Origin of the sequence: Plebeiibacterium marinum (assembly GCF_026013615.1) — a bacterium.
GTDB lineage: Bacteria > Bacteroidota > Bacteroidia > Bacteroidales > Marinilabiliaceae > Saccharicrinis > Saccharicrinis marinus_A.
Genome location: NZ_JAPDPI010000022.1, coordinates 33,202 through 55,222, shown reverse-complemented (window position 1 = coordinate 55,222; position 22,021 = coordinate 33,202). Strand labels below are relative to the sequence as shown.

19 protein-coding genes and 1 riboswitch are annotated in these 22,021 nt (G+C 37.7%); of the genes, 13 read left to right on the top strand and 6 right to left on the bottom strand.

The genetic code is table 11. The annotated features are described in order from the left end of the window. The first annotated feature begins 1 nt into the window (after position 1). Positions 2 to 1,510, top strand: coding sequence for a UxaA family hydrolase (locus OM074_RS11820; RefSeq protein WP_301199686.1), 1,509 nt, complete (start codon positions 2 to 4; stop codon positions 1,508 to 1,510). A gap of 218 nt (positions 1,511 to 1,728) precedes the next feature. Beyond that, complete coding sequence (locus OM074_RS11815) at positions 1,729 to 2,790, top strand: substrate-binding domain-containing protein (protein WP_301199685.1); 1,062 nt, start codon at positions 1,729 to 1,731, stop codon at positions 2,788 to 2,790. A 278-nt stretch (positions 2,791 to 3,068) separates the two neighbouring features. Here the strand turns inward: OM074_RS11815 and OM074_RS11810 are convergent, their stop codons facing one another. The 5 genes from OM074_RS11810 to OM074_RS11790 form a co-directional block, all read right to left on the bottom strand. Continuing rightward, positions 3,069 to 4,439 (bottom strand): aspartate kinase, encoded by a 1,371-nt coding sequence (locus OM074_RS11810; protein WP_301199684.1) that lies wholly within the window; start codon positions 4,437 to 4,439, stop codon positions 3,069 to 3,071. Between the two features lie 249 nt (positions 4,440 to 4,688). Next, positions 4,689 to 4,807: riboswitch (SAM riboswitch) on the bottom strand. A gap of 216 nt (positions 4,808 to 5,023) precedes the next feature. Then, entirely contained in the window at positions 5,024 to 5,515 is a 492-nt protein-coding gene (locus OM074_RS11805) for a DUF4625 domain-containing protein (RefSeq protein WP_301199683.1), read from the bottom strand. A gap of 25 nt (positions 5,516 to 5,540) precedes the next feature. Then, entirely contained in the window at positions 5,541 to 7,922 is a 2,382-nt protein-coding gene (locus tag OM074_RS11800; protein ID WP_301199682.1) for a TonB-dependent receptor, read from the bottom strand. 45 nt (positions 7,923 to 7,967) lie between these two features. Beyond that, positions 7,968 to 8,321, bottom strand: coding sequence for a hypothetical protein (locus OM074_RS11795; protein ID WP_301199681.1), 354 nt, complete (start codon positions 8,319 to 8,321; stop codon positions 7,968 to 7,970). Between the two features lie 151 nt (positions 8,322 to 8,472). After that, positions 8,473 to 9,573: a sugar kinase gene (locus OM074_RS11790; protein WP_301199680.1), complete on the bottom strand. Its 1,101-nt coding sequence runs from the start codon at positions 9,571 to 9,573 to the stop codon at positions 8,473 to 8,475. A gap of 300 nt (positions 9,574 to 9,873) precedes the next feature. Here OM074_RS11790 and OM074_RS11785 point away from each other — a divergent pair, with 300 nt between their 5' ends. From OM074_RS11785 to citC, 11 genes are all read left to right on the top strand, one after another. Continuing rightward, the gene (locus OM074_RS11785) at positions 9,874 to 10,398 is read left to right on the top strand and encodes a flavodoxin (RefSeq protein ID WP_301199679.1); all 525 of its coding nucleotides are present in this window, start codon (positions 9,874 to 9,876) and stop codon (positions 10,396 to 10,398) included. 243 nt (positions 10,399 to 10,641) lie between these two features. Further along, on the top strand, positions 10,642 to 11,961 hold the full coding sequence (locus OM074_RS11780) for an aminotransferase class I/II-fold pyridoxal phosphate-dependent enzyme (RefSeq protein ID WP_301199678.1): 1,320 nt from the start codon (positions 10,642 to 10,644) through the stop codon (positions 11,959 to 11,961). A gap of 185 nt (positions 11,962 to 12,146) precedes the next feature. Beyond that, entirely contained in the window at positions 12,147 to 12,380 is a 234-nt protein-coding gene (locus OM074_RS11775) for a 4Fe-4S dicluster domain-containing protein (RefSeq protein WP_301199677.1), read from the top strand. Between the two features lie 64 nt (positions 12,381 to 12,444). Further along, positions 12,445 to 13,527, top strand: coding sequence for a 3-methyl-2-oxobutanoate dehydrogenase subunit VorB (locus OM074_RS11770; protein ID WP_301199676.1), 1,083 nt, complete (start codon positions 12,445 to 12,447; stop codon positions 13,525 to 13,527). Positions 13,528 to 13,530: 3 nt separating this feature from the next. Next, positions 13,531 to 14,295: a thiamine pyrophosphate-dependent enzyme gene (locus OM074_RS11765; protein WP_301199675.1), complete on the top strand. Its 765-nt coding sequence runs from the start codon at positions 13,531 to 13,533 to the stop codon at positions 14,293 to 14,295. Positions 14,296 to 14,326: 31 nt separating this feature from the next. Then, positions 14,327 to 14,881, top strand: coding sequence for a 2-oxoacid:ferredoxin oxidoreductase subunit gamma family protein (locus tag OM074_RS11760; RefSeq protein ID WP_301199674.1), 555 nt, complete (start codon positions 14,327 to 14,329; stop codon positions 14,879 to 14,881). A 326-nt stretch (positions 14,882 to 15,207) separates the two neighbouring features. Then, positions 15,208 to 15,531, top strand: coding sequence for a citrate lyase acyl carrier protein (citD, locus tag OM074_RS11755; protein WP_301199673.1), 324 nt, complete (start codon positions 15,208 to 15,210; stop codon positions 15,529 to 15,531). Between the two features lie 2 nt (positions 15,532 to 15,533). Further along, a complete protein-coding gene (locus tag OM074_RS11750; protein WP_301199672.1) occupies positions 15,534 to 16,427 on the top strand; it encodes an HpcH/HpaI aldolase/citrate lyase family protein in 894 nt (297 codons plus the stop codon). Between the two features lie 215 nt (positions 16,428 to 16,642). Beyond that, entirely contained in the window at positions 16,643 to 18,196 is a 1,554-nt protein-coding gene (gene citF / locus OM074_RS11745; RefSeq protein ID WP_301199671.1) for a citrate lyase subunit alpha, read from the top strand. A gap of 63 nt (positions 18,197 to 18,259) precedes the next feature. Further along, positions 18,260 to 19,654 carry a triphosphoribosyl-dephospho-CoA synthase gene (locus tag OM074_RS11740; RefSeq protein WP_301199670.1) on the top strand — a complete coding sequence of 465 codons (1,395 nt, stop codon included), beginning with the start codon at positions 18,260 to 18,262 and terminating at the stop codon, positions 19,652 to 19,654. Further along, complete coding sequence (gene citC, locus OM074_RS11735) at positions 19,647 to 20,723, top strand: [citrate (pro-3S)-lyase] ligase (protein WP_301199669.1); 1,077 nt, start codon at positions 19,647 to 19,649, stop codon at positions 20,721 to 20,723. Before OM074_RS11740 ends, citC begins: the two co-directional genes overlap by 8 nt. A gap of 64 nt (positions 20,724 to 20,787) precedes the next feature. Here citC and OM074_RS11730 read toward each other — a convergent pair whose 3' ends face one another. Next, complete coding sequence (locus tag OM074_RS11730) at positions 20,788 to 22,020, bottom strand: MFS transporter (RefSeq protein WP_301199668.1); 1,233 nt, start codon at positions 22,018 to 22,020, stop codon at positions 20,788 to 20,790. Position 22,021 lies beyond the last annotated feature (1 nt).

Below are 22,021 nucleotides of genomic sequence, written 5' to 3'. Positions count from 1 at the left end.
CATGAAATATTTACATATTCAACCTGGTGACAATGTAGTAGTTGCACTTGAACCTGTAAGTAAAGGAACCTGTTTTGAAGTTGATGGCAATAACATTACGGTTTTATCTGATATTCCGCAAGCACATAAAATTGCAATTGCACCTATTAAAATAGGTGAGCCTGTTTTAAAATATGGCAGCTCGATAGGTGTAGCCAGGGAAAATATTAGCGTGGGATCACATGTTCATGTTCACAATACTAAAACCGGCCTTGGTGATATTTTGGAATATTGTTACGAACCTGTTTCATGCGATGTTGAAGTCAAGTTGGAGGAAAAATCTTTTCAAGGTTATGAACGAGCCAATGGCGAGGTTGGTATCAGAAACGAGCTTTGGATTATTCCAACTGTAGGTTGTGTTAACGGAGTTTCGGAAACGATAGCTAAAAAGTTTACCGAACAATGTATGAAATCAGGCATATTCTTTGATGAGTTGGAGAACTTTGATGGCATATACACTTTTCCTCACAACTATGGTTGTTCCCAAATGGGCGATGACCATATCAACACCCGAGAAACGCTTCGCAATATAGTACAACATCCTAATGCCGGTGCTGTATTGGTAATTGGTCTTGGATGCGAAAACAACCAGGTAAGTGCTTTTAAGGAAGCACTAGGTGAATATGACGCTTCAAGAATCAAGTTTATAACAACCCAGGAATTAAAGGATGAAGTTTTAACGGGTGTTGGAATTGTATCGGAACTCTTTGAAACCATGAAGACAGACTGCCGGACAGAACAGCCTCTGTCAAAACTTAGATTAGGTCTTGAATGCGGCGGTTCCGATGGGTTCAGCGGCATCACAGCCAATCCAATGCTGGGTAAAGTTTCCGACTATGTTATTCATTATGGCGGAACGAGTGTTCTTACCGAGGTACCTGAGATGTTCGGAGCTGAAACCATCTTAATGAACCGCTGTGAAAGTAAGGAAGTTTTTCAAAAGACCGTAGATATGATCAACGACTTTAAAAATTACTATAAACGTCATAATCAGGTCATCTATGAGAACCCTTCACCCGGCAACAAAAATGGTGGTATTACAACACTCGAAGACAAATCATTGGGCTGTACAATGAAGGCTGGGAATAGTAAAGTTAAGGACGTACTCAAACATACTGAACGTATAAAAACTTCGGGATTAAACCTGATTAGCGCACCTGGCAACGACCTTGTTGCAACCACAACATTAGGTATGTGCGGATGTCAAATGGTACTATTCACTACAGGTAGAGGAACACCATTTGGAGGCTTTATACCTACGGTGAAAATTGCCACGAACTCTCAATTGGCGAATCACAAGGAAAACTGGATTGACTTTAATGCCGGCAAACTGGTTGAAGGTGTGAGTATGGAAGACCTGAGCAATGAGTTTATAGATTTTGTTTTAGATGTTGCCAGCGGAACAAAAACAAGAAACGAGATAAATGGCTATCGTGAAATTGCCATATTTAAAAGTGGCGTAACGCTTTGACAATGATCAATTATTAATTCAAAAGTGATCAGTTAGCAATTTGCAATTTAAAAAGTATAAATTTTACAACTCAATATTTATACCATAAAGATATGAATCCTCTATACACCGGATTCATATCTTATGGTAAATGATTAATAATAATCATCTTGATTTGGTAAAATTTTGCTTCTTTTGTGCATTAGATTATTAAAAACAATACCAATTAATGGTATAATATGAAGGTTAGGATTATTGACATAGCAAAAAAGGCTGAAGTTTCCACAGGTACAGTTGACCGTATCTTACACAATAGGGGTAAAGTTTCAAAAAAGGCTGAAGAGAAAGTAAAAAAAGCACTGAAAGAATTAGGCTATGCTCCTGACATCCTGGCAAGAAATCTTGCCATGAAAAAAGAACTTCACATTGTATGCTTATTACCCAATCCCGAAGAAACAAAATACTGGTCAAGACCTGTTGCCGGTATACAAAAAGCCATTAACGAGCTAAGTGTTTTTAAGGTTAGAATTAGCAAAGTATTTTTTTCCTCTCAGGCTACTTCATTTGAAGAGGCTTGTCAAAAAGCATTGGCTTTAAATCCCAACGGGGTGGTTTATGTACCTATGTTCAGGGAACCCTCAGTAACTTTTGCAAACTCACTACAAAAGAATAATATTCCTTTTATCCATTTAAACATTTTCCAGCAAGAACTAAAACCTCTTTCTTTTGTTGGACAGGAAGCCTACTCTGCCGGTAAAGTAGCTGCCAGCTTGTGCGACCTTGCTCTAAACGCCAATGATAAAATATTGATTGCCTATATTTCAGGTGAAATGCAAGAATATTCACATTTACAATCCAGAATTGAAGGATTTACGGACTACTTTGGCGATAAGGGAATTAACGAAAGCAGAATTGAGCATTTTTACGTAAAAGTTTCTGCAGATAAAAAAAACTATGAAAAAAGCTTTTTGGACTTTTTAAGCTCTGCTGGAAACATTAAAATCATTTATGTACCAAACTCAAGGGCATATAGAATTGCCTCTATTTTAAAGAAACACAATATTAAAAATATCCTTGTTATAGGCTTTGATACTCTTGAAGAAAATCTGGAATTAGTAAAAGAAGGATACATCCGGTTTTTAATTGCCCAACAATCGAAAAACCAAGGCTACAATGCTGTAATACTCTTATTCAATGCTCTTTTCAAACGAGAAAAAATCAACAACAACTATTTTCTGCCCATAGATATTTTAAATAAGGAGAACATTGAGTTTTACGATGGGATTATTAATAGTTTGTAATATAACAGATCGTTAGATTTTAGATAAGAGATAAGAGACTTATTTGCAAGATGCTTAAAATAAGATCTTTACCTAATTTGAGTTGATTTTATTAAGTATCTCATAATCTAACACTTATAAAAAACTAACGAACTATTGTAATACATACAATAGATTAAAATAACTTCCTAAGAATGATTTAAATATCCTCCTTTGCTCAAAGATTTTTATTAACAAATACCATCATCACCAGTGCGAGATCAATACTCGCACCAGTACATGATAGTTTTATTAAAAGTTCACCCAAAAAATTCCTGATGAATAGCTTCTATGGCAGCATCCCTGTCATCGTTGGCTACCATAAAATAACTGGCTACCACCGAGGCTCCGGAAACAATCATCCGGATATTGATATCTTTTTTTGCTAAAGCTGTAAACAGCCGCCCTGCAACACCCGGTTTATCTAATAAGCCTTCCCCAACAACAGCTATGGTTGAGATCTTCTCTGTGGCAGATAGTTCTGTAATAGCAGACAGTTCAAGTTCTTCAACAGCTTTATAAGCTCTTTTAATATCTTTTGCTGACAATAATATATTAATTACCACCTGCGATGTAATTACCGATTTAATATTAATCCCGGCCCTGTCAAGCGCAACTGTTACTTTGGCCAAAACGCCTTTTTTCAACCCCACTCCAGCACCCCGGAGCTTAAGTATACAAAAGTCATCACTATAGGTAACACTTTTTATAATCTGTTCTGTAACCGTCTCATCCGAATGAACCACGGTTCTTGGTTGAACAGTTCCATTAAAAGCGTCGATATTACCTATATGAATAGGAATCACAACTTCCTTTAATGGTTCCACTGTGCGGGGATGCAGAATACTTGCTCCAAAATAAGAAAGCTCTGCTGCTTCTGCATACGACAAATGAGTAATGCGCCGGGGGTTACGAACTAACTTAGGATCTGCACTCATAAAGCCATCTACATCCTTCCAAACATCCAAGGATTCTGCTTCAAGACACCTGGCAATAGCCGCTGCAGAATAATCACTCCCCCCGCGCCCTAACAAAGTAACCTTTCCTTCTTCAGATACGCCATAAAATCCAGGTACCACATAGATTTTATCTTCTTTTAAACGCTCTTTTACATGAGATGAAGCCACATCATAGTTTACTGTAGCATTGCCAAACTCTCCATCTGTTACCAACGGCATTTGTTCAGGTAACGCCTCTTCTGCATTAATACCTTTGCTCTGTAAAATATTGGATAGAACCAGCGAACTTAGCCGCTCTCCATAACTCAAAATGACATCTTCTACAAATTCAGGCACATCTCCTATATAATGTATACCGGTAAGGTATCTGCTCAGCTCACGAATACGGCCTTCCACTTCCTTCATGGTTTTATCTTGCCATTGTTTATCGTCAAAATTCTCGAGGATAGCTTCTTTCTTCAGGTCACGCAGAAACACAACTAGTTTTTCTATATGTGATTCATCTTTTTTAACTTCCTCAAGTGATTTTATCAGATGATTCGTAATTCCGTAAAAAGCAGATACCACTATAACCATAGGTCGGTTATAGGCTTTTATAACTTGAACCAGTTTTAATATATCTTCCTTCTTTTTAAGATTTGATCCACCAAACTTTGCTACTACTTTATTCATGCTAATTATATATAATCGATTTTAGATAAGAGATAAAGACTGTAAACACAACGTATTTCTACGGGGTGACAAATGCTTTCTTCTTATTTCAACTCAAAATATTAAAAAGATAAGAGACTTCAACTTTTAGATACATTAATCTTCCTATCGACACTAAAAGTTTAATGCCTCTTATCTATTATCTAAAAGTCTGAAATTTATTCTACGCCCGGCAGGGCATTCGATAGAAATGTTCTTGCATCATATTTTAGTTTATCATCTTCGTTAATACTATACGAATCAGGTTTTGGCACCTGTAAAAGTCTTTAAAAAACCTTATGGTTGCCAGAGGATCACCGAGCCTGTCTCTTCCCTCTTCTTTATAAACTGAGCTGCTTTGCAGCTTATTGATGACAAAATTAATGGGTTCCGAGGCTATTTTAAAAGACATTTGTCAGGATTGTAAGGAAATATGAAAGGCATGTTAAGAATAAAGGGCTATTGCGGTGGATGTAAATATCTAATTAGAAAAGAGGGCATGACCTTTACTATTTTATAAAGAAGCCATACCCTTAAGTTAAATATACTTTTTTAAATCAATTGGCTTAAAGATGGTGATGACCAATTTCTATAGCCACAAATACAGAAGTTTCATTACCTGCTACATCTGCAACATGGACACCAAAGTGATAATCTCCTTCTGCAACTTCTTCTTCCACTCCTTCGTGAGTTATTGTTGCAGGAATCTGAATCTTCAAATCCTCAACATTTACAACTGTTTGACCTGTTTCAAATGTATAAGTCTTACTATAGCTCCATTCATGCCCCTCTTCTTCAAATGCCTGTTTCATAACGGCGGTATGTTCATGATCATGACCATCAAAGTTACTATGTATTTCAATTTTATAAGATGCAAGTTCTGTATCATCCGAAAACATACATGAGAAACTAATCTCATCCCCAGGTTCAAACCCATCTTCATCAGCAGGGGATATGATACTAATTGCAGGCTTTGTTGTATCAATATCATCTTCATCGCTACATGATACAAATGATAATAAAGCCAATACTGGTATGATATAAAATAACTTTTTCATGGTTTTATTTTTTTACTAATTAATTTTAAAACGGAACTTTCAGTAATAATTGAATATTACGACCTGGTTCCGGTATTTCTACCTTACGGTAAAAACTAACATGATTATAATACTTTGTGTTGAGTAAATTACTTCCTTGAATATTTACTGTACACTCCTGGTTTAGGAAATTAATTTTAGTTGACACCCCTATTCCCAATAACACATACCCATCTGTAATTTCTTCATTTTGGGATACTCTGTTTTGCGCTAATGCTATACGCGAATTGATATAGACTCTACTATCTTTTACTACCTTACCCTGCTTAAACCGACTATAATCAAACTCGATAAATCCATTCACCGGAGGTGTAAAAGGAAGCGGATATCGTTGTGTTTTATCCGAACTAACTTGCTGGTTATAGATATATTCAAAAATAAACGTTGAACCTAGCTGGTTAAACCAGTTTTTGGTTATACTTAACTCAACGCCACTTAAAATTGCTTCAGACTGAGAATAACGATAAATCTGTCCGGCATGCGGCAATAAACTCCAATCACCTGAAGGTTTTAAAAACAAGTAGTTAGAAAAATAATACATATACGGACTAAACTCCAGGCTAAAACCCCTGCTGATCCATTCTAAATTTCCATCTATGTAATATCCCTTTTCCGACTTTAAATTTTCATCTCCCATTTCATGACGAAAAGACCCATGGTGAATTCCATTAGAAGCAAGTTCAACCGCCGTTGGTGTTCTGAAAGCTTTACCTAAATTCATTCTGGCAATAAAGTTTTCACTTGGGGTATAAACCAGGCCTAACAACCAACTCACATCACCATAATGCTTTGATAAATCAACACTTCGTAAAGCATAATTATTCGCACCTTCAGCATCTTCTCCTTCCGAAATAAAATAATCATATAAGATAGGATCAAAATATTCATTGGTTTTAACCGAGCTATGGTCAAACCTTATCCCAACATTAAAATTAAGATGATCGGTAAGATTGATCTCATCCCGGACAAAAACGCCCAATGATGTACTTTGATACTTTGGCAACAAAAAATTATACCCGCCAACATCATTATCCTTATGCTGAACCTGAAATCCTGAAGACAGCTTGTGATAATCGTTAATCTTTTTCGTAAGCTTTGCATTGGCAGAATACGTTTTCAGGTTAAAATCAAATTCCTGATTTGGATTGATCTCCGGTACCGGCTGATCAGGATAATGTGTATGAAATTCGCTCCACTCCTCTCTAACATTATTCTGAAAACCTAAATCCACACTGATATTGCCATTGTTTACAAACCATTTATTCTGATTTAAAACTTTCAGATGATGAGCCTTTTGATAAGGAAACCCAATATTCCTGCTATCTCCATCATCCTGAATTCTTTTAATATCAGGAACACCATGTGCACCAGGAAAGAATCCGGACTTTTGGTTTACACTGCTGAGTTGCAATGTAGATTTAAAACGCACACCAAGATGTCCTACCTGAATGGAAAAATCCTGTTCGTTACCGGCAGTATTTTTCAACTTCCCATTATAAACCGGCATCTCCCGGGTCAAATAAACAATCTGATCTGTAGGAACTTTATAATCACCAAAATCCAAAGCAGAAACTCTTAGTTTAAAAAATTTCTTCTCGCTTCTTCCTTTAATAAAAAACGATCCTCCATAAGTAGCATTTACCGATTTGGTTAACAAAGTAACATCTCCTGAAACAGCATTCTTTTCGGGTACTGAATTATTGCTGATATTGATATACCCGCCAATAGCATCACTACCTAATTCTATTGCAGACGCTCCTTTAACCACCTCAGCCGTTTCAATACTAAAGGCATCAATCTCCAATCCATGATCGGCACCCCATTGCTGGCCCTCTTGTTTTACACCATTTTCGCTTACCACCACACGCTGAAAACCCATTCCACGAATAATCGGTTTTGACGCATTTGCCCCAATATCCATTGAGTTTACACCCGAAAGCCTTTCCATAGTTTTTAATAAGGTACCTGATAAGTTCTGCTCAATATAAGTGGCATTAACAACCTCATTCTTTTGTGTTTTATGAGTATTGATAGCATTTGATTTGATATATACCTCATTTAACAGTTTATTTTCCGGTTGCAACTTAATTTTGAGCATTACATTTTCATCCATATTTACAATGGTATCTAATTGCTGATAACCTATAAATGAAAAAGTAAGTTTTACTTCTCCTGAAGAAACCTTATTATGAGCAAATTCACCATTAAAATTGGTAATATGGCATCGCTCCTTACAGTGTACATGACACCCAGGCAGTGGTTTATTTTGTTCGTCGAGCACAACACCACTCAGAGTAAAGTACTGCGCTTGAGATAAGACAATAACAAACCAAAGCAACAGGGTTAATGCAAGTTTTTTTAATGGCATAAATTTCCCTTTGCAGTTTTATAAAGCTATTTTATTTGATAATAACTATATAACCGGAGGTGCCCTAAGTTGGGTTGTTAAAGGGATGTCTTGTTTTGAAGATTCTGTATCCCGGATTAATAAAAGCTTATGATTTACCAATTGTGGTTTTTCAACTCTTATTTTATGGGATATATTATACGAAGCAAACTCAAAGTCGCATATAGGACATCTTTTTGAATTTGTTTCTTTTAGAACAAATGCATGACTGTTATTAACGCAACTCTTACTTGAACAACAATGATGAGCAACCGTATCTACACTTTTGGCATGATGAACCACTACGTGCATTGCCTGGAAAATAAATGTATATATTAAAACCAGACCTGTTAATAAAGATATGACTTGCTTTTTATTCATTGCTTTGCAAAAGTATAGTGTTCAAACATAAAAATGAAGAAATTGTTTAAAGAAAAACTTCCTGTTTTTTACACTACACAAATGCTTTTGCTAAAAAAAATCCTGTCAACTATACAGTTAACAGGATTATAAAATATTATTTGATCAATAATTATCTATCAACACGAGCGCTTCCGCCACCCATGATTTTTTCAACCTCAGCTAAAGTAGCCATTGTTGTATCACCAGGTGTAGTCATTGCCAATGCACCGTGTGCAGCACCGTACTCAACAGCCTTAGCTCCATCGTTATACTCAAGGAAACCATAAATTAAACCAGAAGCGAAGCTATCTCCACCTCCAACTCTATCCATAATCTCAAGATCTTCTCTGTGTTCTGCTTCGTGAATTTCTCCGTCAGCATAACAAATAGCACCCCATGAATTTACTGTTGCTGATTTCACGGTACGCAAAGTAGTTGCAATCACCTTGAAGTTAGGAAATTCATTAACGGCTGACTTGATCATACCTTTGTATCCTTCAAGATCCAATTCTTTAAGGTTTTCATCGTTACCTTCAATTTCAAGACCTAAACAAGCTGTAAAATCCTCTTCGTTACCAATCATTACATCAACATATTTTGCAATTTCACGGTTTACTTCCTGAGCCTTAGCCTCTCCGCCAATAGCCTTCCATAACGAAGGACGGTAGTTTAAGTCGTAAGAAACGATAGTACCATATTTTTTAGCCACTTTTACCGCTTCAATCACCGTTTCAGCAGCAGTTACTGAAAGAGCAGCAAAAATACCACCGGTATGCATCCAGCGCACACCTAACGTTCCGAATATATGTTCCCAATCAATATCACCCGGTTTAAGCTGAGACGCAGCCGTATTTCCCCGGTCAGAAACACCTTTTGCACCACGGATACCATAACCTCTTTCTGTAAAGTTTAACCCGTTACGAACAGTACGGCCACAACCATCATAATCTACCCATTTAACAAACTGGGTATCCAAACCTCCCTGAAGCATAAAATCTTCAACAAGGGCACCTACCTCATTATCTGCAAGAGCGGTAATAATAGCAGTTCTTTTCCCGAAACACCTTCTCAATCCACGAGAAACATTATATTCTCCGCCACCTTCCCAGGCGCGAAACTGACGTGCAGTTCGGATACGACCCTCACCCGGATCTAACCTTAACATCACTTCTCCAAGAGAAATACAATCGTATGCACACTCAGACGCAGGCTTAATATTCAATGTTGCCATTTGATTTTTGTTTTTTGATTTTGTCTATGAAATAAATATTTATGCAAAAATATGGATTTATAGGATAGTACAAAAGTATCTTATCCTCAAATTAATGTTATTCATACTATTCATCAGTTTAAAACCAGAGAAACAATTTTGATTTTAAGTTTAAACTCATTCCTCACGAAAGCCACATTATAAGAATCCTATGTTTTATATTTAATAAAAGCAAGAACTTTTACCTGAGAAATGTTATTGTTTAAGTGATATAATTACATGAAATTTGAAATAAGGAAACAACTAAAATTTAAAAATATTATGGGAAAAATTGGGATATTCTTCGGCCCTGAAAAAGGAAGTGTTGGTAAAATTGCAAACCTTATTGTTGAAAAACTAGGTACTATAAAAGCCGACCTGCATTTAGTAAAGGACTGTGATGCATCTATAATTGACAAGTACGACAAAGTAATACTAGGCATTTCAACTATTGGAACCACCAACTGGGATTCGGAACACACTGATACCGACTGGGATGTTTTTCAAACTCATTTAAAAGAGGTGAAATGGGAGAATAAAACAGTTGCGATTTATGGTTTGGGAGATCAGATTAATTATCCGGAACATTTTGTTGACGCTATTGGCTGGCTTTATGAAAAACTAAATCCTTTAAAAGCCAATATTGTTGGTTTTTGTAACAAAGATGGATACAACTTTAACGAATCGGAAGCTATTGTTGACGGCAAATTTGCCGGATTACCTTTAGATGAGGATAACGAAAGCGAAAAAACCGAAGAAAGGCTAACAGCCTGGTTATCCGAACTTATTGAAAACTATAACTTTTAAATGTTTGTTTCTCGCTAAGAACGCTTAGTATAAAACGAGAGCACACATCAGTTTATCCCACCACCTGCATTGGGCACTCGGCAACAAACTTTGTGTACTTAGCGAGAACTTTTGATTATTGCCACTGGCAGCCTACTCCTAATAACCTGTTTTTTTTATAGTACTAACACAGGTTTAAGCGCTGCCTCTTCTGTTCATCAATTATTACCAAAATGAATTTTACCCTTAAAATCAACAAAAACGATGAACACAAAACATATAACTTTGATTGACGAGGAGATAGTAAAATCTACGCTCGAACACAAAAACCTAAGCGACCTGGCGCATGCCACCATCAGGGACATTGTTACCGTGGTAAATGAAATAGAAGAACGCTCCGGCGAAAAATTCATCCGTATGGAAATGGGGGTTCCCAGCCTGCCTCCTAACAAATTTGGAGTTCAGGGAGAAATTGCTGCTCTAAAAAAAGGGGTAGCATCAAAATACCCAATGCTCGAAGGTGTTAAACCCTTTAAGGAGGAAGCCAGTCGCTTTGTTAAAGCCTTTATGGATATTGACATATCCCCGGAAAGCTGTATTCCTACTGTAGGTTCCATGCAAGGCAGCTACATCTTATTTCTGGCCATATCCAACATAAACAAAAAAAAGGATACCATATTATTTATCGACCCGGGATTTCCGGTACAAAAGTTACAGTTAGATGTTTTGGGAATCAAGCACGAAGCCTTTGATGTTTTTAATTTCAGAGGAGCTAAGCTCGAAAAAAAATTGGAAAGCTTTTTGGCAAAAGGAAATATCTGTGCTATAGTATATTCAAATCCTAACAATCCTACCTGGATTTGCTTCCACGAAGACGAGCTTGAAATTATAGGGAACCTTGCCAACAAATACGACACAATTGTTATTGAAGACCTTGCTTATTTTGGTATGGACTTCAGAATTGACATTTCGACTCCTTTTGAACCACCTTACCAATCTACCGTTGCTCGTTATACCGATAATTATGCCCTGCTAATATCCAGTTCCAAGTTCTTTTCGTATGCCGGTCAACGACTTGGGACCATGTGTATCTCCAATAAATTATTCAACTCTTATTTTGAATCATTAAAAATAAGGTTTGGAAAAGGTAATTTTGGACGTGTAATTGTCGGAAGATTGCTATATTCGCTATCCGCTGGAGCAAGTCACTCGGCACAATACGCTATAGCAGCCATGTACAGAGCAGCTTGCAACGGTGATTTCAATTTCGTAGAAGAGGTAAAAGAATATGGCATAAGGGCCAGGTTAATGAAAGATATATTTATAAAATATGGTTTCTCCATAGTTTATGATAAAGATATTGACACCCCTATTGCCGATGGATTTTATTTTACAATAAGTTATCCGGGATTAACCGGAGGAGAATTACTGGAAAAACTGTTGTATTTTGGAATCAGTGGTATTGCACTTAAAAATACCGGTAGTGAAAAAGAAGGTTTGAGAGCTTGTGTGTCTCATACTGTGAGAGAACGATTCCCTATCTTAGAGGAACGTTTAAAACTCTTCAACGAAAGTCTTCATTAACTACCATACAGGGTAAAAACAGTAGTTTATTTTAATGAAATGCGGCTATTAAGCAATAAATATTTGTATTGCTTAATACACTATGTGGGGCTGACATATAACATCTTTTTGTTATGATTCCCATCATAAATAAAAACCGCTTTATTGTATAAATTGCGACTAAATTTAAAAAAAACGAATTGGTTATGGCAAAAGCTAAAGGAGCGATTGTTGTTGATACAGAAAAATGCAAAGGTTGTGGCGTTTGTGTATCAACATGTCCTACTCAGGTAATTAATTTAGCAGCCGATGTTAATGGCAAAGGATACCATTATGCTTATATGGGAAATCCGGATGCCTGTATTGGCTGTGCAAATTGCGGGGTAATATGTCCCGACACATGTATTACAGTATACAGAGCAAAGCCCGTTAAGGCCTAGTTCAACAATCTTCTTAAAAAAAGCTATATAACAGATAGCAATTGAAAGAATAAATTTTAGACAAATGAAAGAACTAAAATTAATGAAAGGTAATGAGGCAATTGCCCATGCAGCAATCCGATATGGAGTTGATGGGTATTTTGGTTATCCTATTACTCCACAGTCGGAAGTTATGGAAACCCTCATGGCCGAAAAGCCCTGGGATACTACAGGAATGGTAGTACTTCAGGCAGAAAGTGAAGTAGCTTCAATAAATATGGTATATGGAGGTGCCGGTTGTGGTAAAAGAGTCATGACTTCATCTTCGAGTCCGGGAGTTAGTTTAATGCAGGAAGGATTAACATATCTTGCAGGCTCCGAACTTCCTTGTGTTGTTGTAAATGTAGTGAGAGGAGGCCCGGGATTGGGAACCATCCAACCTGCGCAATCGGATTATTTTCAGGCAGTAAAAGGCGGAGGACATGGCGATTACAAATTAATCACCCTTGCGCCAGCTTCTGTTCAGGAAATGGCCGATTTTGTTGAGGATGCCTTTGAACTAGCCTTTAAATACAGAAACCCGGTCATGATATTATCTGATGGCATCATTGGTCAGATGATGGAAAAAGTTGAGCTTAAGGAATTTAAACCAAGATGGACTCCTGAATATATTGAAGAGAACTTCCCATGGGCAACAACCGGTAAAAAGAAAGGGCAGGAAAGAAGGATCATTACTTCTGTAGAGTTGGATCCTTATGTGATGGAAGATTTCAATTACAGGTTACAGGCAAAATACAAAGCTTGCGAAGAAAATGAAGTTCGCTACGAAAAAATCATGTGTGATGATGCAGAATATTTACTGGTTGCATATGGTTCTAGTGCCCGTATTTGCCAAAAGTCTGTTGAAATTGCCCGTGAAAAAGGAATTAAAGTGGGGATGCTTCGCCCTATCACTTTATACCCATTCCCCGAAAAGCAATTAAAAGATTTGGCTGCACAGGTAAAGGGAATCTTATCCGTAGAGATGAGTGCTGGTCAAATGATAGAAGATATAAAGCTTGCCGTAGAGTGCAAGATTCCGGTGCAACACTATGGCCGATTGGGGGGAATAATCCATTCGCCGGGAGAAGTAATTGAAGCATTGGAACAAAAAATTATAGGAGGTTAAGCCATGTCAGATACAAATACAATCATATCACCCGAAAATCTGATTTATAAAAAAACAGATGTTCTCCTGGACAATACCATGCACTATTGTCCGGGATGTAGCCATGGAACTGTTCATAAATTAATTGCAGAGGTAATTGACGAACTGGGGATTCAGGAAACTACTATTGGAATTGCACCGGTTGGGTGTTCTGTTTTAGCCTATAACTACATTGATATTGACTGGCAGGAAGCTGCTCACGGCAGAGCCCCTGCCCTGGCTACAGCTGTTAAAAGATTAATGCCTGAAAAAAACGTATTCTCATACCAGGGAGATGGTGACCTTGCAGCCATTGGAACAGCAGAAACCATACACGCCTGTAACCGCGGAGAAAATATTGTTATGATCTTTATAAATAATGGTATTTATGGTATGACTGGCGGACAGATGGCTCCCACAACACTACCCGGCATGCCAGCTTCAACTTGTCCTGCAGGTAGAGATGTGAGTCACGATGGTGCACCTATTAAGATTTCGGAACTATTGGCCCAGCTTCCTGGAACATGCTACGTAACACGACAGGCTGTACATACTGCTGCCAACGTCCGAAAAGCGAAAAAAGCAATTCGCAAAGCTTTTGAAAACCAACAAGCCAATAAAGGAACATCATTAATTGAAGTTGTTTCCACGTGTAATTCCGGATGGAAAATGTCTCCCGTTCAGGCTAACAAATGGATGGAAGAACACATGTTTTCTTATTATCCACTGGGCGACCTTAAAGATGAATAGTTCGATAAGAACCAATTAAATTATTTGAAAAATGAAAGAAGAAATAATTATAGCCGGTTTTGGTGGACAAGGGGTACTTTCGATGGGTAAAATTCTTGCCTACTCTGGTGTAATGCAGGATATGGAAGTTTCCTGGATGCCTTCATACGGACCTGAAATGCGTGGGGGTACAGCCAATGTTACTGTAATCATCAGTGATGACAAGATCAGCTCTCCTATTTTACATGAATATGACACTGCCATAATTCTTAATCAACAATCTATGGATAAGTTTGAAGCACATGTAAAACCAGGCGGCACACTAATTTACGATGGAAATGGAATTACCCATCACCCTACCCGTAAAGACATTACCGTTTATCGTATCGACGCAACAGAAGAAGCAGCTCGTATGCGTTCGGTTAAAACATTTAATATGATTGTTTTGGGTGGATACTTAAAAGTTAAACCGGTAGTTAAAATAGAAAATGTAATCAAGGGCTTAAAAAAGTCCCTGCCTGAACGTCACCACCATTTAATTCCTATGAATGAAAAGGCGATCAACCGAGGTATGGAGATTATTCATGAGATGGAGGTAGAAGCATAGGCTTCAAGGATGAATCTTACAAAGCAAGAGATGAGCAAATGTTTACAGCTCGCTTACGCAATATCTTATATAAAGGACGTACTATTAAAGTGCGTCTTTTTTTATGTTATTATTTCACATTTTAATCAATCCTTCTTCCAAATGATATTGTATTGAAAAATACTAACACTACTGAATTATTTTCAATATTTATCCTCTAAAACGAAACATTGACAAAAATCAACCTTTCCTTTCAATCTGATTTACTGCACATTACCACCCATTCAGAACAAACATGTTATACAACCATTTTTAATGTTAGGAAAATGTTTGCAGAACTTTAAAATTTGAATAATAATTTATTCAATCTAATAAAAATGGTACTGAAAGTTAAAGCTCAAGCCGGTAGTTTTGAGTCTAGCGACATCCTGATTATGGTTGAACCGGTGGCCAAAGGCACTGGCAGGACAATTGAGCTAAAATCCATCGTTATGCAACAATTTGGTGACGATGTATTACAACAAATCAACCGCGATTTAGATCATTACAACATTGATGACATACGCATCATCGTAAACGACAAAGGGGCATTACCACCTACAATTTCGGCCCGTTTAGAAACTGCTTTAAAAAGATCAGCTCAGGTTCAGGCCGGCACTCTAACAAAATAGTTATGACAAAAAAGAAGCGAACTTTTAAAAGGCGCACCATGCTTTACATCCCGGGCAACAACCCGGCCATGCTTCAACAAGGAAGTGTATATGGTGCTGATGGCATTTTACTCGACCTGGAGGACGCCGTTGCTTTAAACCAAAAAGATTCTGCCCGAATCCTTGTTTCACATATGCTACAATACATCTCTTACGAGGGATGCGAAGTCACGGTACGTGTGAACCACATCGACACACCTTTTGGCCTGGAGGACTTACAGCAAATAGTTCCTCTCCAACCCAATGCACTCCGACTCCCTAAAGTTGAAACAGTAGAGGAAATTACCCGAATTATAAAGGTAATAGAAGAAATAGAGGACAAACATGGCTTACCTCATGATAAAATGAAGGTACACGTTATGATTGAAACCGCCCTTGGGGTTCAAAACGTATATGAAATTGCGCAATATTCGGATAGAATTGACGCTATTTCTATTGGAGGACAAGATTTAGCTGCAGATATGCAATTGGTTAAATCCACAGATGGTATCGGAATTGACTATGCCCGAAAGCAGATTGTAATGGCTGCTAAGGCCTGTAAAATAGATGTATTTGATACTGTTTATGTAGATACCGAAAATGAAGAAGGACTACGAGAGGAAGCAGAATACATTAAAAAACTTGGTTTTACAGGAAAAGCCATTATCAATCCCCGGCAAATTGAGATTGTAAACGAAGTTTTTACGCCAACAGATCTTGAGATTAGGAAGGCCGCCAAAATTGTAAAAGCCTTTGAGCGCAACAAGGCTGAAGGAATTGGAGTATTTGCTGTAGATGGCAAAATGGTAGATGCCCCTGTTGTACAAAGAGCTTTGAGGGTTCTGGAAATGGCAGACATTGAAGTGAGTGAGCTTTAAAACGGTGAGAGGTGAGTTATAAGATAGTTAGCAGTATTCAGTAAGCAGTTTACAGTGATTTACAGCTTGCAAAGCATAAGGCTAAAAACCATCTCCCCTCTCCTACATCAAGGCACTCCTCCTTATTATATGAGCTGATTCTCATAATGATAATTAATAATGCAAGTCAGTCTATTATACTCTAATCTATTATCTAATTGTCTAAAAACAAAGTCGTGAAAAACATATTAAATATAGAAATACCTGATAATTTAAATGGTATTGGTAGTTTAGAACCTTTTCAAGGGGCTTTTACTAAACTTAAAAAAGGCTGGATGGAAGAAAAAACAGTTCCTCCACCAAACAAAGCAAAAATGCCGCACTCAAGCAAACTTTGCAAAACATTAAGAGAGGCAATTGAAAAAACAAAACCATACAGTGGAATGACAGTTTCTTTTCACCACCATTTGCGTGGAGGTGATGACATTGTAGTCAATTCCATTCGCATATTGGCAGAGCTGGGGATAAAAGATATTACATTAGCATCAAGTAGCCTGACATCTGCCCATGATGCTTTATTGCCATTTTTTAAGGATGGAACTATAACTCAGGTGTTTTCGAGTGGGATCAGGGGTGAATTAGGTAAGGCTATTGCCCAGGGTGTTTTACCCAAACCATTTGTAATACACTCGCACGGAGGTCGTGTACGCTGTGTTCATACCGGAAAAATAAAGATTGACCTGGCCATCATTGCAGCCTCTGCAGCCGATGAAGAAGGCAATGCCACAGGCACACATGGCAAATCAGCTTTTGGATCAATGGGTTATGCCACTATTGATTCATGGTATGCTAAACAGGTAGTGGTAGTTACTGATAACATTGTAGACTACCCATGTGTCCCTCAATCAATTACCCAAAACTATATTGATTACGTAGTTGAAGTGAATTCAATCGGAGACCCTACGAAAATTGCAGGGGGATCTACCCGTATTACCAAAGCACCGATGGATTTACAAATTGCACGGTTAGCTGCAAATGTCATTGAAAAATCCGGCGAACTAAAAGAAGGCTTTAGTTTTCAGGTAGGTGCAGGAGGCGCTTCTCTGGCTGTGGCAAAGTACATCCGAAAAATAATGAAAAAGACAAATACCAAGGGAAGCTTTGTTCTTGGTGGCGTTACGTCGGTTGGTGTTGACATGCTTAATGAAGGATTGTTTAGCTCCATCTTTGACGTGCAGTCTTTTGATGCAGAAGTGAGTTCTTCACTCATGAAAAACCCCTATCATATCGAAATTCCGGCTGGTGTATATGCCAATCCGTTTAACTGTGGCTGCATGACCAACAAACTGGATATTGTTGTTTTGGGGGCATTGGAGATTGATACGGATTTTAATGTTAACGTAATCACGGGTTCTGAAGGATATGTGCGTGGGGCTTCGGGAGGGCATAGTGATACTGCATCGGGTGCAAACCTAACAGTGGTTGTTTGTCCTTCGTTCAGGGGAAGAATTCCTATTGTTAAGGAGAAAGTACACACTATTGTTACCCCGGGAGAAAGCATTGATGTACTGGTTACTGAAAGAGGGATTTGCGTAAACCCTAATCGTCCGGAATTAAAGCAAAACCTGATTGATGGGGGCATTGAAGTAAAAGACATCCATGATTTGGCTAAGGAGGTAGAAGGTATTACCGGAAAAGCGAAGCCGATTGAAACAACGGATAGAATCGTTGGTATCGTAGAGTATAGAGACGGAACTGTTATTGACGTGATCAGACAAGTGGTGGAGTAAACAAATTATTGGTTATTAGATTATAGTGTTATTTAATCTTCGCAAGAAAACTCCAATAATATTATGCAACAAGTTAAAACTGAAATAGAGCGATTACTTGAAGCCCGGGAAATGCGTATGCAACAGAAACTGGCCTTAACCGAAGGCCGGTTTCATATGGTTTCTTTGCAATTAAACATTCCTGGCTTGCCAAAAACTTCTGAAATTGTCAAAGAGTTTATCTTGCATGTAGACTCTTGTTTCCAAAAGTTTTATACAAGCCGATGTTGTGTTCATTCCTGGGAGAAGCATTTTCCATTTTGCGATGAGGCAGGTGACTGGATTGCATATTTATTTGATCATGAATTAACCACTGCTTCTTTTTTAAAGGAAACCACCGAAGCATTTGAAGAAACCTTTGTATTAGGAAGGATCGTTGATCTGGATGTATTGGATATTGAAGGAATCCCCATATCTTCAGGTAAAGCAAAATCTTGTTTTATTTGCAATGAACCTGCGGAATCTTGTAGGAAGAACAAGCGTCATGATTTAATGATGGTCAGAGAAAGAATGCTTTCAGACATGAAATCATATCTGGATAAAGAAAATTCTGATGCTCTTATTAAAAAAGTAACTGGTTATATTACATACGCACTTTTACAAGAAGTAGCACTGAGTCCTAAACCTGGCTTGGTTTGCAGAAACCATAATGGAGCACATACCGATATGGATTTCGTTTCTTTTTTGCAGTCCACAGCAATGATTTCCCCCTATTTGCAAGATATTGGAAACCTTGCCATTAGTTTTAATGATAAGGATATTTCAAAAGCACTTCCACAAATCAGGGAAATCGGGTTGCAAATGGAAAAAGCCATGTTGCTTGCTACCCAAAATATAAATACACACAAAGGGGCCATATTTTTAATGGCCATCAGTATGTTTTCTATCATTCGGGTGGTCAGGCACGAGGGAACATTTGAAGTTGAGGCTTTTTCAAATACCATTTCAGAATTAACAAAAGGTATAGTAGAGCGGGAATTAATAACCACAAACACCCACATGAAATTATCACATGGACAAATGTGTTTTCTTGATTATGGGCCTGAAGCAGCCGGGGCTAGAGGGGAAGCTCAAAACGGCATGCCTACTGTAGTAAAACATGCACTTCCCTTTTTAAACGGACTTTTAAAAGAGAATCTTACAAAATACAACGATCGTGAATTGAGCGATGCCCTTATACCTGTATTGCTTAAAATCATGTCGGTAAATAGCGATACGAATGTCATATTCAGAAAAGATATAAACACACTTGCCGAATTAAAAGAAAGGTCACAAAAAGCCTTGGATCATTGGCAAAAAGGTGAGAAAGATGAATATAACAAATTAGTATCGTGGTGTAATAACAAAGGAATATCGCCGGGAGGTTCTGCAGACTTGCTGGCTGTAACTATTTTATTATATCAATGTAAATATGATTGAGAATTCAGATTTCAGAATTGAAGAAGCAGATTTAAGCTGCAAATTTGATGTAAAGCTAATCAAGGACTTTATGTCCCCTTTAGGTTTTGACTTTGATGAAAAAACTGTGGAATATTCTGCAATGCTATACAACCTAAATGACGACATTGTTGGCGTTGGCTCATACCATGGCAAAATTTTAAAATATTTGGCCGTAGCTCCCCATTTCCGGGAATCCGGTGCCTTTGCCTTTATGGTAACCCATTTAACAGAAAAAGTTATGGTGAATCATCAGCAGGCCTTTGTATTTACCCGTCCGGAAAACATTGTCCGTTTTGAAAGTTTGGGATACAACCATATTGCATCAGCCGATCCTATGATATCGGTACTGGAATTTGGATACAAAAACATAAACAACTATAAAAACTATCTACACAAGGTCAAAAGCCACAAGCAGGAAACTGAAATAGCAGCCATTGTTATGAACTGCAACCCATTTACTTTAGGCCATCAGTATTTAATTGAAAGGGCATCTTCTGAAAATCAGTTGGTTTATGTTTTTGTGGTAGAAAGCGAGCGCTCCGCCTTTTCGTTTAAGGACAGGATTGAAATGATCCGCCAGGGGATTGCCCACCTTAAAAACGTAGTTTTAGTAAAGGGTGATGAATACGTGGTTTCATGTGCCACCTTTCCAAATTATTTCCTTAAAAACGAAATGGTGGATACCATAACAAAAAAACAAGCTGAGCTGGACATTAATATTTTTGCCCAACATTTAGCCCCGGCCTTAGGCATAAAAAAAAGATATGTGGGTACCGAAAATTACTGTGCAACTACCAAAGTCTATAATGAAGTGATGAAGGAAATACTTCCTGATTACAACATTGAGTTTATTGAAGTCCAAAGAAGAGAAATTGAAGATAACGAAAAGGAGTATATCAGTGCCAGCAAAGTTAGGAAGGCGATAAAAAACAGAAATACAGAGGTATTATATGATCTATTACCCAAATCAACTTTGGGATACATCAACAATCATGGTTTGATTGATAAGGTTGAACAGGTACTGCAAAAGTCAGATGCCAGGCATTAATGAAGGTTTGACAATTAAGCCTTATACTAATCATCAAACCCTCTACAATATCCTGTTTTGTATGTTAATACTCTGATTCGTTTAGCTCCTTTAATCTTTTCTCCGCAGGATTGTAAATGATATTAATTAAGGTTCCTAAAAATAAAATTCCTGCAAAAACCGTTGCCAAAATAAAACCATATTTAGCATCACTCCCCATAGCATCACTCACAGCACCCATAGCCAAGGGGCCTAATGCTGCGCCTGCTGCCGTAAAAAACAAAATTACACCTGCAACCGAACCATGTTTTGCTTTTGGAAAACAGCTGATTCCTTTAGAATTAATTGTTGGATATATAACTGACATAAACAATCCTGACAATGGTAATAATATTACTGCATAATTAATACCCCCAACAACACTCCCCATGAAGCAAACTAAAATAAGCACACTAAAAACGCTCAACATCAATGACCAATTAAAGTGAGCCATTAGCCAGGCCCCTAAAAAACGCCCACTGGCACGCAAAATAAAAAAAATAGAAAGTGCATATGTTGCTACAAATTCAAAATCCCCTTGATATCCTTCAATCAAAGTAGGCATCCAAACATAAATGGCACACTCCACTGCCACATATAAAAATGCTCCCATAGAAAACCCCAGAGCATAAGGATCTTTCATCATCTTTAAAGTTCCCTTGAGATTATTAGGTTCTTCTGTTGTTTTTTTGGTGTCTGGATATTTTACCATCAGGGCAATAACAATTAAAACTACACATAATGTAGCTGCAACCACATACAACCACTTCCAGTCTACCCCCTGAGTTAAGAGGTAAGAAACGATAAAAGGCCCGATAATAGCCCCCACCCCAAAAAAACCTTCCACAGCATTCATGGTAGAAGTATGTTCATCTGTTGAATTTGAAATGTCGCCGATTAATGCTAAGGCAGCCGTTTTAAAAACACCAATAGCTAATCCTGAGATAACCATTAAGCTCAAATAAAAGGCAAAGGTATTTCCAATGATAAAAAGATAGGAATTTAGAGCAAATAGTGCCAAACCAATAATGATCGTCTTCTTTCTTCCTAATTTATCTGCTAAAAAACCAAGCAGTATTCCAGCCAGGGCAATAGCAATCATTGGTGCATAATGCATTAATCCTGCAGCTGTCATACTTAAATCAAACTGTTTCATTACCTCAGGAATTATAACCCCTACAGCATCAGTTGTCATTGCAAACATTGTAAACATTAAAAATGTGAGCCATTTGATAAGGCCAATGTTTGTATTTCTCTGTGCACTAATTGAATTTCCCATA